The organism is Vibrio injensis (assembly GCF_001895205.1).
Classification (GTDB): Bacteria; Pseudomonadota; Gammaproteobacteria; order Enterobacterales; family Vibrionaceae; genus Vibrio; species Vibrio injensis.
The window spans coordinates 394,053-407,236 of the sequence record NZ_BDJF01000016.1; the positions used below are offsets into that span (position 1 = coordinate 394,053).

The 13,184-nt window shown below is 42.2% G+C and carries 9 protein-coding genes; 5 read left to right on the forward strand and 4 right to left on the reverse strand.

Going from position 1 to position 13,184, the window contains the following annotated elements; translation table 11 throughout:
* Positions 1 to 135 precede the first annotated feature (135 nt).
* Positions 136 to 1,797, forward strand: a complete 1,662-nt coding sequence (gene hcp, locus BSR11_RS06930; RefSeq protein WP_072669707.1) for a hydroxylamine reductase — start codon at positions 136 to 138, stop codon at positions 1,795 to 1,797.
* Between the two features lie 55 nt (positions 1,798 to 1,852).
* Positions 1,853 to 2,896 carry an FAD-binding oxidoreductase gene (locus tag BSR11_RS06935; RefSeq protein ID WP_072669708.1) on the forward strand — a complete coding sequence of 348 codons (1,044 nt, stop codon included), beginning with the start codon at positions 1,853 to 1,855 and terminating at the stop codon, positions 2,894 to 2,896.
* 147 nt (positions 2,897 to 3,043) lie between these two features.
* On the opposite strand, the gene BSR11_RS06940 is transcribed toward BSR11_RS06935, so the two are convergent.
* Both BSR11_RS06940 and adhE read right to left on the reverse strand, forming a co-directional pair.
* Positions 3,044 to 4,333, reverse strand: a complete 1,290-nt coding sequence (locus BSR11_RS06940; protein ID WP_072669709.1) for an NAD(P)/FAD-dependent oxidoreductase — start codon at positions 4,331 to 4,333, stop codon at positions 3,044 to 3,046.
* Between the two features lie 424 nt (positions 4,334 to 4,757).
* Positions 4,758 to 7,430, reverse strand: coding sequence for a bifunctional acetaldehyde-CoA/alcohol dehydrogenase (gene adhE, locus BSR11_RS06945; protein ID WP_072669710.1), 2,673 nt, complete (start codon positions 7,428 to 7,430; stop codon positions 4,758 to 4,760).
* 628 nt (positions 7,431 to 8,058) lie between these two features.
* Between adhE and BSR11_RS06950 the strand changes: the two genes are divergently transcribed.
* Entirely contained in the window at positions 8,059 to 8,694 is a 636-nt protein-coding gene (locus BSR11_RS06950) for a YchE family NAAT transporter (RefSeq protein ID WP_072669711.1), read from the forward strand.
* A 95-nt stretch (positions 8,695 to 8,789) separates the two neighbouring features.
* Here the strand turns inward: BSR11_RS06950 and asd are convergent, their stop codons facing one another.
* A complete protein-coding gene (gene asd, locus BSR11_RS06955) occupies positions 8,790 to 9,905 on the reverse strand; it encodes an aspartate-semialdehyde dehydrogenase (protein WP_072669712.1) in 1,116 nt (371 codons plus the stop codon).
* A gap of 387 nt (positions 9,906 to 10,292) precedes the next feature.
* Here asd and nhaC point away from each other — a divergent pair, with 387 nt between their 5' ends.
* Positions 10,293 to 11,735 carry a Na+/H+ antiporter NhaC gene (nhaC, locus tag BSR11_RS06960; protein ID WP_072669713.1) on the forward strand — a complete coding sequence of 481 codons (1,443 nt, stop codon included), beginning with the start codon at positions 10,293 to 10,295 and terminating at the stop codon, positions 11,733 to 11,735.
* Positions 11,736 to 11,850: 115 nt separating this feature from the next.
* Here nhaC and yejK read toward each other — a convergent pair whose 3' ends face one another.
* Positions 11,851 to 12,852, reverse strand: coding sequence for a nucleoid-associated protein YejK (yejK, locus tag BSR11_RS06965; RefSeq protein WP_072669714.1), 1,002 nt, complete (start codon positions 12,850 to 12,852; stop codon positions 11,851 to 11,853).
* An 84-nt stretch (positions 12,853 to 12,936) separates the two neighbouring features.
* Between yejK and BSR11_RS06970 the strand changes: the two genes are divergently transcribed.
* Positions 12,937 to 13,152, forward strand: a complete 216-nt coding sequence (locus BSR11_RS06970) for a YejL family protein (RefSeq protein WP_072669715.1) — start codon at positions 12,937 to 12,939, stop codon at positions 13,150 to 13,152.
* The last annotated feature ends 32 nt before the right edge of the window (positions 13,153 to 13,184 follow it).

Genomic DNA, 13,184 nt, shown 5'->3' on the forward strand with positions numbered 1-13,184 from the left:
GTCCACTAGTTTAATTTACTCATTTAAAATCAATAAATTACAAGTTGGCATAAATTCTGCTCTTCGGTAAAGGATTCTACCTTTAGCCCTTCCCTAGACATGAACTGTTTAGGGTTAACACACCGGAGATTTATTATGTTCTGTATTCAATGTGAACAGACTATCCAGACGTCAACCATAAAAGGTTGCTCATTTACGCAAGGTATGTGTGGCAAGACTGCGGAAGTTTCTGACTTACAAGACATCTTAGTCTATACATTGCAAGGCGTTTCATTTTGGGCAAACCAAGCCTACTCGTTCAATATCATTGACGATGAGATCAATCAATGGGCTCCTAAAGCTTTCTTTGCTACCTTAACCAATGTCAATTTCGATCCACAGCGTATTCTTGAGCTGACTCATCTAGCTGCAGAATATCAAGTGCGCTTAAAGACACAAGTGCTGGCGGCCAGCCAACTCACTAACCAACCTATCACACCTCTACCCGCCGTTGCCCAATTTGAATTACCTGATTCGGTTGAGGCAATTTTAACTTTCGCACCACAAGTGGCGGTTAATCGGGGTAAAGAGATGCTTCACGAGGATGTGATTGGCTTACGTTTACTGTGTTTATATGGCTTAAAAGGCGCAGCTGCCTACATGGAACATGCGCGTGTACTTGGTCAAACCAGCAACGATATCTACGCCCAATATCATGACATTATGGCTTGGCTTGGTACCGAACCTGACGACCTCTCAGAGCTACTCGATTGTTCAATGAAGATTGGTTTGATGAATTATAAAGTCATGGAGATGCTTGATCTCGGTGAAACGGACACATTCGGCCATCCACAGCCAACCTCTGTTAATGTTAAACCTATCAAGGGGAAGTGTATTCTAGTCTCTGGTCACGATTTACATGATCTAGAAAAAATCCTGCAACAAACGGTCGGTAAAGGCATTAATGTTTATACCAATGGTGAAATGCTGCCTGCCCACGGCTACCCTGAGCTCAATAAATACCCTCACTTGGTTGGCAACTATGGCAGTGCTTGGCAAAACCAACAAAAAGAATTCGCTAATTTCCCTGGAGCAATTGTTATGACCTCCAACTGTTTACTCAACCCAAATGTAGGCCAATACGCTGAGCGCTTATTCACCCGCAGTATCGTTGGCTGGCCGGGTGTTGCACATATCGAAGGTGACGATTTTAATCAGGTAATTGAGTGTGCATTAAACCAACCGGGTTTCCTGCATGACGAAATAGAGCAGATGATCACCGTTGGTTTTGGTCGCAATGCGCTCATGAATGCTGCTCCAGCCGTCATCGATCAAGTTAAACAGGGTAATATCAAACACTTTTTCCTAGTCGGTGGTTGTGATGGCGATAAAGCCGAACGCAGCTACTATAGCGACTTCACCGCCGCAGCGCCTGACGATACTTTAATTCTCACTCTTGCCTGCGGTAAATTCCGTTTTAATAAAAACCAGTTTGGCGACATCAATGGTATCCCTCGTTTATTGGATGTGGGCCAATGTAATGATGCTTACTCAGCCATTCAGTTGGCCTTGGCACTGGCAAAAGAGTTTGATTGCAATATCAACGAACTGCCTCTAACACTCGTGCTTTCTTGGTTTGAGCAAAAAGCGATAGTGATCCTATTGACCTTGTTCGCACTCGGTGTGAAAGGGATCTACACCGGTCCAACAGCCCCTGCATTTTTAACCGATAATCTACTCACTATTCTTCAAAATAAGTTCGATATGCGTAGCATTGGCAACGTAGCAGAAGACTTAAAAACGATTTTGGCCGCTTAAGATTTAATGCCCTCATAAGAGGGCATTAAATTTGATGATCGTAGGAGAAAATATTATGTATTTTAAATGGCAAGGTCAAACGCCAGTCACACTGCACTGTATCGATAAGTTCTTTGAAACTGAAGATACGGTTTCTCTTCGCTTCGGTGAACCGAGCGAATCGTTACTGTTTGATTTTAAACCGGGACAATTTATCAATCTTGGAGTTAAAATAGCAGGAAAGATCGAATTTAGAGCTTATTCAATCAGTTCGTTGAACGCAGAGAATTACCTCCAAATTACCGTTAAACGTGTAGATGGCGGTAAAGTATCGAATTTTTTGATTGATCAATTACAGGTGACAGATACTGTCCAAGCACTTCCTCCGACAGGTGATTTTAATTGTATTGATCATCCACCGAAAATTCACGATGGGCAAAGTAAAGTGCTACTTATCAGTGCAGGATGTGGGATCACCCCTGTCATGGCTATGATAAAATATTGGCTTCACCATGCGATGGAGATTGATATTGAGTTTTTGCACATTGCTCGTTCACCCGAACAGACCCTCTACTTTGATACATTGGCAACCTATCACACCTTGTACGACAATTTTCATCTGAAATTATTGTTAAAAGACGCAAAGAACAGTGGCTATCCACAAGGAAAAATTGATATACACTGGTTGAAAACCCTAGTGCCAGATATGCATTCACGTAATATCTATTTGTGTGGCCCCGATAAATTCATGCGAGATATTGAAGGTTACTTACTCGAACTCGGCTTTGATATGGCTAATTTTTATCAAGAAAGTTTTAGCCCAATTCAAAATCAAAAACTTCTGATCTCAGACACCGAGGTCAAGATTGGCGTGGCTAACTTTGCTCAAACCATCAAGGCTCAGAAAGGACAATTGCTTGCTGATGTACTTGAAAATGCAGGAGTCCCTCTGATCATCGCTTGCCGCAGCGGTATTTGTGGCTCTTGTAAATGCAAAATCACTAAAGGTCATGTAACGACTTTGAATCAAGCCGCATTAACCGCGAAAGAAATCGAGGAAGGTTATATTTTAACTTGTTCTTCTACCATAGAGTCAGACATAGAAATCAATCTTAATTAAAAATAAATTATTTATCACTGAAGTGAAAAAATCGCATTCTTAGCCATATCAATGACAGATAAATCACCTCAATGTTCTTATCCTTATAAAAACAAGCCGCTCAGTGTTAAGTGAGCTGCTTGTTTTTATACTTCGGTTTTTATTTAATTAATGCAGCTTTAAGTTCGGACGTAAGACGCGATTAATTCTTCCCACCAACATCATTAGCCCAGTTTTAAAAATACCGTGTAAAGCCATTTGATGCATACGGTATAAAGAAATATAAACCACACGCGCAATACGACCTTCAACCATCATTGAGCCTTTGGTTAGGTTACCCATTAAGCTACCTACGGTAGAAAAACGACTCAGCGAGACTAAAGAGCCATGGTCTTTATAGATATAAGGTTTTAGCTCTCGGCCATTCAGTTTAGCAACGATATTTTTGAACGCTTGTGAAGCCATTTGATGGGCAGCTTGAGCACGAGGCGGGACAAACTTACCATCCGCTTGCGTACACTGGGCCAAATCACCAATCACAAAAATATCGTCATCACGCGTTGTCTGAAGGGTATCTTTAACGACTAACTGGTTGATGCGATTCGTTTCTAACCCTGCGATATCTTTCATAAAATCAGGTGCTTTAATGCCTGCCGCCCAAACCATGATCGTTGCCATGATTTTCTCACCATCTTTAGTGGTTAAACCATCTTTTTCGGCTTTAGTGACCATTGTCGTGGTGCGAACATTAACTCCTAATTTAGTGAGTTCACTGTGTGCAGCAGCAGAAATACGTGGCGGTAATGCTGGTAAAATACGCTCACCCGCTTCAATTAAATTGACATTAAGTTTACTGGAATCTAAGTCCCCAAAGCCGTAGCTGTGTAACTCTTTCACGGCATTATGCAATTCAGCGGATAATTCCACCCCAGTGGCTCCAGCACCAACAATCGCAATATCCACCGTTCCCTGACCATTTTTCGCATGCAGCTTTAAAAATTCATTATTCATTTCGGTACGGAAACGATGCGCCTGTTCAGGACTATCAAGGAAAATACAGTGTTCTTTCACTCCGGGTGTATTGAAATCATTAGATTTCGAGCCAATCGCTAATACCAGAAGATCATATTCTAGTTCACGTTTTGGCATTAACAGCTCATCATGTTCGTCTCTCAGTTCACTCAACGTGATCCGTTTAGCATCACGATCAATCGCTTCTAGACTACCGAGTTGAAACTCAAAACAGTGATTTTTAGCATGAGCACGGTAACTTAGAGCATCGACACCTTCATCCAAAGATCCCGTTGCAACTTCATGAAGTAGTGGTTTCCATAAATGGCTGGAATTACGATCCACTAAAGTGATTTTAGCGCGATTCTTTCGCCCTAATGTTCGACCTAGCTTAGTGGCCAATTCAAGTCCACCTGCGCCTCCACCGACAACAATAATACGTGTCACAATAACTATCCTCAAACAAATGGTAACAATCAGGGATCAGCACGACGAGTCACACTGAGAAAATTAGTCATACAGTTGTAGGTCTGTAGAGGTTTGCTATTTATCACTCTGAACAAAGGAAAAAAACTCAAATTGAGTGTTCCTGGCAAGTTGTTTATCTTGCTCTTCATTTTTTGATACTCATCAAGCTTTCTGAGCTGAAGGCCATTATATAGAGCTAAAATGGTGACGCAACCCTAGATTTTCATCGTTTTTGTCACGGCTATTGCTGCGTTAATCGGTCGGTATATTGATTATTGATCGGATTAATCATTCACAAAACTTTCTCAGATTGCCACAAAAAAAGACCCTACCATAAATTATGATAGGGTCTTGATTCAATTCGAGAAGTATCGTGCTAGCGAAAACTTCCCATTAACTCAGCTTACTTTTTCTTTGCTGGTTTTTGGTCATCTTTTTTCTTGATAACGGTCGTGCCTTCGAAGGTTTCACCTTCAACAAAAGCTTTACCGTAGTAAGAAGTAAACAATACTTCTTTCAATTCAGTGATCAATGGGTAACGAGGGTTAGCGCCTGTACATTGGTCATCAAAAGCACGTACTGATAAATCATCTAATTTCGCTAGGAAATCAGCTTCATTAACACCAGCAGCTTGAATTGAAGTTGGGATATCAAGATCTTTCTTCAGATCTTCTAACCAAGTCAATAAACGCTCAATTTTCTGTGCAGTACGGTCACCCGCTTGACTTAGACCTAAATGATCCGCCACTTCTGCATAACGACGACGTGCTTGAGGACGGTCGTATTGAGAGAATGCGGTTTGCTTAGTTGGGTTATCATTAGCGTTGTAACGAACCACGTTAGAAATCAATAACGCGTTTGCCAAGCCGTGTGGTAAATGGAACTCAGCGCCAATGTTATGAGCCATTGAGTGACACACACCCAAGAATGCGTTAGCAAAAGCAATACCGGCAATTGTTGCAGCGTTGTGCACTTTTTCACGAGCGATTGGGTCTGCAGCGCCATTTTTGTAGCTTGATGGTAGATACTCTTTCAACATCTTCAGCGCTTGCAGAGCTTGACCGTCTGAGTACTCATTCGCCAATACAGAAACATAAGCTTCTAGAGCGTGAGTCACTGCATCGTAACCACCAAAGGCTGTTAGTGATTTTGGCATATTCATCACTAGGTTAGCATCAACGATCGCCATGTGAGGAGTGAGTTCGTAATCGGCTAGTGGGTACTTAGCACCCGTTTTGTCATCGGTTACTACCGCAAATGGCGTAACTTCTGAACCTGTACCAGATGTTGTAGTGATACACACTAACTCTGCTTTTTTGCCCATTTTAGGGAACTTGTAAATACGTTTACGGATGTCCATAAAGCGCATAGCAAGCTCTTCGAAGTGAGTTTCTGGATGCTCGTACATCACCCACATGATCTTCGCAGCGTCCATTGGTGAACCACCACCAAGAGCAAGAATCACATCAGGTTGGAAGCTTTGCATCGCTTCGGCACCTTTCTTAACCACAGATAGCGTTGGATCGGCTTCCACGTCAAAGAACGTTTGTACTTCCATACCTTGAGCTTTCAACAGAGAAACAACTTCATCAGCGTAACCGTTGTTGAATAGGAAACGGTCTGTCACGAGGAACGCACGCTTCTTACCTTCAAGATCACTCAAAGCAATCGGTAGGCTTCCACGACGGAAGTAAATAGACTTAGGTAGTTTGTGCCACAACATGTTTTCAGCTCGCTTCGCAACCGTTTTCTTGTTGATTAAGTGCTTAGGACCAACGTTTTCAGAGATAGAGTTACCACCCCAAGAACCACAACCAAGAGTTAGCGATGGTGCTACGTTGAAGTTGTACAAATCACCAATACCGCCGTGGGTAGTTGGAATGTTGATTAGAATACGGGCTGTCTTCATTTTGTCACCGAAGTAACGAATGCGATCAGCATTAGTATCTTGGTTGGTATACAGACCTGAAGTATGGCCAATACCCCCAATTTCTACCATGGTCACCGCTTGAGCAACCGCGTCTTCGAAGTTGTCAGCACGGAACAAACCTAGTGTTGGAGACAGTTTTTCGTGAGCAAATTCGTCTTCATACGAAACTTTACCCAAACCTTCACCAACCAATACTTTTGTATCAGCTGGTACTTTAACGCCAGCCATTTCAGCGATAGCGGCTGCAGGTTGACCGACGATTTTCGCGTTCAGAGCACCATCGATCAGCAATACTTTACGCACTTTATCTGCATCTGCTTTGCTCAGAACATGAGCCTTGTGGCTAGCAAAACGCTCTTTTACTTCATCATACACTTCACTCACGACGATGGCTGCCTGCTCAGAAGCACACACTACGCCGTTATCAAACGTTTTCGACATTAAGATTGACGCAACTGCACGCTTAATATCCGCTGTTTCATCAATAACAACAGGTACGTTACCAGCACCAACACCGATAGCTGGCTTACCAGAAGAATATGCTGCTTTAACCATGCCTGGACCACCAGTAGCAAGGATTAGCGCAATACCTTCATGTTTCATCAGTGCGTTAGAAAGCTCAACGGATGGTTGATCAATCCAGCCGATAATATCTTTAGGGGCACCCGCAGCAACAGCAGCATCTAATACTAATTTAGCCGCATCGTTGGTTGAGTTCTTAGCACGTGGGTGTGGCGAGAAAATAATGCCGTTACGCGTTTTTAAAGAGATGAGTGATTTGAAAATCGCGGTTGAAGTCGGGTTAGTCGTTGGGACAATACCACAGATGATACCAACAGGCTCTGCAATCGTCATCGTGCCTAGACTTTCGTCTTCTTCAAGTACACCACAGGTTTTTTCGTCTTTGTATTTGTTATAGATAAACTCTGAAGCGAAGTGGTTTTTGATCACTTTATCTTCAACAATACCCATGCCTGATTCTGCCACCGCTTGTTGCGCTAGAGGAATACGAGCTTGGTTTGCGGCTAAAGATGCTGCGCGGAAAATTTTATCAACTTGCTCTTGAGAGTAAGTTGCAAATTCTGCTTGTGCCGCTTTAACGCGAGCCACAAGAGCATCAAGTTCAGCCAAATTAGTTACCGGCATAGTGGATCTCCTAAAATAGAAAAATGTTAAAAACTCTTTATTAAGCTTGCTGTCTCTCAATTTTATTTTGGTCTCACAAGAGCTTAAGTAACGACAGACTTAGTAAATTGCTTTCAGAACTGAGTATAATCTTTCACGGTTTGAAAAAAATTGACTCAGATCAGTTCTCAAAAACTAATTGATACCGCCCAAGAAACACAAGCAGAAAAAAACACATAAGAAGTTGAATTAACAAAGAAAAACAACAAATTAACACATGATTAAAAAAGAGGCTATCAAACACAATAAACTAGAAAAAGTACAACATTTTGTAAAAAAGTTTCATTTTTGTACAACATCACTGTCTGTAGCCAATGTTTTATGTGCCAGTTTGAGTATATAGACTCTTAAGCAACTCTCCAACCGCTGAGTGTTTTTTTACAGAAACTGTGTTGATGTTAACAATTCACTATTAAAAACCGATTTCGACTGCATTAATTGCAACAATGCATTATCACAATGATCCCATGATTAGTTTTTCTTAATCATGATCAGAGCCATGAACTAGTTTTTTTCATTCGTGATTTTGTTTCGATTAACATACATTATCCTCGCCTATCTACTTTACTCATCGTCAGAGACTGTTTTCATGCATTTTGAACTCGCCATTTTCCTGCAATTTTTTCTAGGACTGGTTGCCGCGGTTAACCCGGTTGGCATCATGCCTATTTTTGTGTCTTTAACCAGCCATATGACGTTGGAAGAAAAGAACAAAACTGCAGCCACAGCCAATATTGCAGTGGCTGTGATCTTAATTACTGCCTTACTTGCAGGGCAAGTTCTACTCGATATGTTCAGTATCTCACTGGATTCATTCAGAGTGGCAGGTGGCTTACTGCTACTGAGCATTGCTTTTTCAATGATGAGCGGAAAACTGGGTGAGGATAAGCAAAACAAGCAAGAAAAATCAGAGTACATAAGCCGAGAACAGATTGGTGTTGTTCCGCTGGCGATGCCTTTAATGGCAGGACCTGGAGCAATCAGTTCAACCATCGTCTATAGCTCACGTTATCCAAGTATGTTTGATACCGTAGGTATTGCTTTGACTATTGTCGTTTTTAGTCTCGGCTCTTGGTTGCTATTTCGCTCCGCACCTTACATTGTGCGTTTACTCGGTCAAACAGGTATTAACGTGATTACTCGGATCATGGGACTGATTCTTGGCGCACTCGGTATAGAGTTTATTGCTAACGGTTTGCGCAATTTATTCCCCGGTTTGACTTAACTGAATTCACTGAATAGCCATCAAAATACATAAAAAAGCGAAAGCACATAGGCGCTTTCGCTTGACGAAGTATGGTTTGATGACTTAACGCTGGCTTATTGCTTCTCCGCCAGAATGATTCGTAATGTACGACGAAGTGGCTCCGCCGCTCCCCATAACAGTTGATCACCCACCGTAAAGGCATTCAGGAAATCATCCCCCATCGACATTTTGCGTAAACGCCCAACAGGGATCGATAACGTTCCAGTGACTTTCGCCGGACTCAGATCACGTGCAGTGATATCGCGTTCATTAGGAACAACTTTAACCCATTGGTTATGAGAGGCAATAATCTCTTCAATTTCATCAAGTGGGATATTTTGTTTCAATTTAATCGTCAGCGCTTGTGAGTGACAACGCATCGCACCAATACGAACACAAGTACCATCAATTGGGATCGGAGTATTCTGTAAGCCCAAAATTTTGTTGGCTTCAACGCCAGCTTTCCACTCTTCTTTACTTTGTCCATTGTCACGTTTGACATCAATCCATGGAATTAATGAACCTGCGAGAGGCACACCAAATTGATCGGTGGGAAACGACGCCGAACGCATAGTTTCTGCTACTTTTTGATCAATATCTAGAATCGAGCTTGAAGGATTGGCTAATTCCGAACTAACCGCATCGTTAATCACACCCATTTGTGAAATTAATTCACGCATGTTTTGTGCTCCTGCCCCAGACGCCGCCTGATAAGTCATTGCACTGGTCCATTCAACCAAGCCTTTTTCATACAAGCCACCCAATCCCATCAGCATCAAACTAACCGTACAGTTGCCGCCAACAAACGTCGTCGTTCCTTGATGAATGCCTTGCTGAATCTGCGCTAAATTGACAGGGTCAAGAGTGATAATCGCTTCAGGATCCATTCGTAACGTAGAGGCCGCATCAATCCAATACCCTTTCCATCCCGCTTGGCGTAAAGCAGGATAAACCTTTTCCGTATAGGCACCGCCCTGACAAGTGATGATGGCATCTAACTGCTTCAAACTATCAATATCATAGGCATCTTGCAGCATTCCAGCGTCTTTCCCCAAGTTAGGGGCTGCAATGCCAATTTGTGACGTACTGTAGAATACTGGCTCAATGACATCGAAGTCTTTTTCTTCGACCATGCGCTGCATTAATACAGAGCCAACCATACCACGCCAACCGACTAAACCTACTCTCATCGCACTACTTCTCCGTGTGTTCAAATAAAAAATCAACTATCGCCCTGCAAAGGCTGTAATAGCATGTCATGTTATCTACTGTGCTTTATCGTCGATTTAAGTTCAAGCCCCGAAAAAGTCTAACTTGGCGTTTTTTAGCGTTTATTAATTAAAACTTCACTTAATCACTCAGATCTTGCAACACAATAATTTCATGCTACAAACTGTTTCATTTCATTAATGTTTCCAAAAAACAACATTTAACACTACAGTAATGTTTTTAACTGATACAAATCACAACAACTCGCTTTAAGTTCGATATGTAACAACATTTCATGTAAAGTCGCAGCCAAATAATAAGGATGCTTACCTCTCCTTGGTAATATCATCGAACTCGAGGTTCTAAACATGACACAAGCCCCCACACGCTTACCCAGTTTGTTGCAAGTTATTGTGGCACTGGGGCTGTTTTTATTATTAGCATTTTCTTTTACCGCTCAACTTGATTTACCCATTCAATTAGCACTTTATATTGGCTGGTTTATCATTATGGGATTAGGAGTTCGCCTAGGACACCAGTATAAAGAGCTGGAAAAAGCCGCGTTAACCGGTATATCTAACGGTTTAGGAGCGGTATTAATTCTGCTTGCCGTCGGCGCTTTAGTCGGTACTTGGATTGCTGGCGGTATTGTACCAACCATTATCTACTATGGCCTACAAGCCATTCACCCTTCTATTTTCCTGCTTGCCACGATGGTGATCTGTTCTTTAACAGCACTGGCTACAGGAACATCTTGGGGAGCGGCAGGCACGGCTGGGATTGCGATGATGGGCATTGGCCAAGGCCTTGGCGTTCCTGCTCCCGTCACCGCTGGCGCAGTATTATCGGGCTGTTATTTTGGCGATAAAATGTCACCACTGTCTGACTCGGTGATTCTAGCGTCTTCGATGTCGAACGTCGAAGTGATGGAACACATTAAAGGTATGCTACCGATTGCTCTGATCAGTTATGTGATTACTGGCATCATGTTTACTCTATTTGGTTTTCATTACGCTGGTAACGTCGATATGTCACAAGTGCAGTCGGTCATCACCGCAATGGAAACCCAGTTTTATATAACCCCTTACTCTTTCATTCCTGTGCTGATCGTTCTTGGTTTACTCGCCTTGCGTATGCCTTCGTTTCCTGTGATTAGCTTTGGTTCATTGTTAGGTATTATCTGGGCAGTCATGATCCAAGAAGTCGATTTCTTACCCGCCTTTAATACTGCTTGGGCTCCATTTAGTATCACATCAGGTGTTGATTTTATTGACTCAATTCTCAACCGAGGCGGTATGTCTTCGATGTTGGGATCCGTTGCAGTGATCATCTTTGGTCTCGGCTTTGGTGGCTTATTGGATAAAGTCGGCGTACTCGAAACGATTGCCAAATTATTTGAGCGCCGCGTCACCAATAGCGGTTCATTAGCAACCAGTACCATTGGTACGGCTTTTATGGGCAACGTATTTGGTTCCGCGATGTATGTTTCACTTATCCTGACACCAAAAATTTGTGCCAAAAATTATGACCGATTAGGCTATCAACGTAAAAATTTGTCACGTAATGCCGAGTTTGGTGGCACGCTAACGTCTGGAATGGTGCCTTGGAGTGATAATGGTATCTATATGGCCAGTATCTTAGGCGTCGCAACCTTATCTTATGCGCCATTCATGTGGCTAAGCTTTGTTTGCATTATTGTCACAATTTTTACCTCTTATATGGGATGGTTTGTCGACAAATGTGAGCCAACTGCGACGGCGAATGAGGTGTTAACTGACGAAGAGGTTGTGGTTCAACATCAATCGGTTTAAGGCTGCTGTCACTAATGCCCCAAAAAAACAAGGAGCACATTATGTGCTCCTTGTTTTTAGCGGTATCGACTGCTCACTCTATCAATACATAAGCAAACCAATACTCATCAGATGGTTAACCCTTTCGGGTTAACTGATCGCGTAAATTTGGTGGCGTACCTTTAATGGTTAATGTATCCGTTTCCGGATCATAAAAGACACGTTCCCCCATTAACAAGCTATCAAAGCTGATGTTCAATCCACCACCAGCCCCTACATACTTGGTGAGTTTGCGTACCGTTGCGCGATCACCAGGAAAGCTTTCTTCCAGTTGGTAACCATGCTCACGAGTAAATTCCAAGAAGCTGGTCCCTTCATGACTGGCAGGTAGCTCACTTGATAACTCTTTAACTTGAACTTCGTCACCGGATTTTATCTGGTCATTACAGTAGTCGTAGACCTGTTTTTTGTAGTTAATCGCTTCTTCTTTTTCAAGTTTGGCATCACTACAAAAATCTTCTACGGCTTGCATCAACACTTGATTTTGCTGTTTCGGATCAAGTCCGACTTCCGCTTGTAAAAAATCCAAGAAAAAATCAGACACTTTACGCCCAACTCGCCCTTTAATATAAGACAGATAGCGATTAGAAGATTTATCCGTTTCAAAGCTCGACAAGTCGACCCGCGCAGCAATATCCATTTTATTGATATCAAGGTAATCGGTAGCGCTGATGTCTAAACCCTCTGTCACTTTTAAGCTTTGATTGAGTGGTAATAAACCAATAAACAAATAGTGAGTCGCTAAAGATTGGTATTCCGCCAACACCAAAATACCTTCGTCAGCAAAAGGATACTTAATCAACTCTTGTTTAAGACGCTCGGCGCTTTGTTGTGAGAAAGTGTAAAAATCTTGTTCTCCTTTTCGCAACGCCTGTAACCAGCGTTGTACATCACTGTCCGCTTTAAAAGAGCCAAAGCCCTTTCCTGCTTTTGCATTAAACACGCGATGTAGCTCAGAAACTAAGTTTTCGGTTGAGGTATCATTATCAAGCGATTGAGTCCGGTAATTAACCATTAACTCATCGTTATCGTTTTTGCATAATTGATGCAAAATGACATTGGAAAGGTGCAAACTCATAGTGAAATAATCATCGTACTGGTTTCAGTTGTCAGGCATAGTAGGTTATCATAAGCCGCTTTTACTATCATCTATAGAGTCTTTATGCCTATTACATCGAAATACAGTAACGAACAAGTTGAAACTATCCTAACCGAAATCGCTGCCGTGCTTGATAAACATAATGCGTCTTCGGAACTTACGTTAATGATTGCTGGTAACATCGCGACTAACGTGCTTAACCAAAATGTGGCATTGGCCCAAAGAAAAGTGATCGCAGAGAAGTTTGCTCAAGCCTTGATCTCTTCTCTAGAAAAATAATTTTACTGACCGAGCGGATAATAGAAAAATTC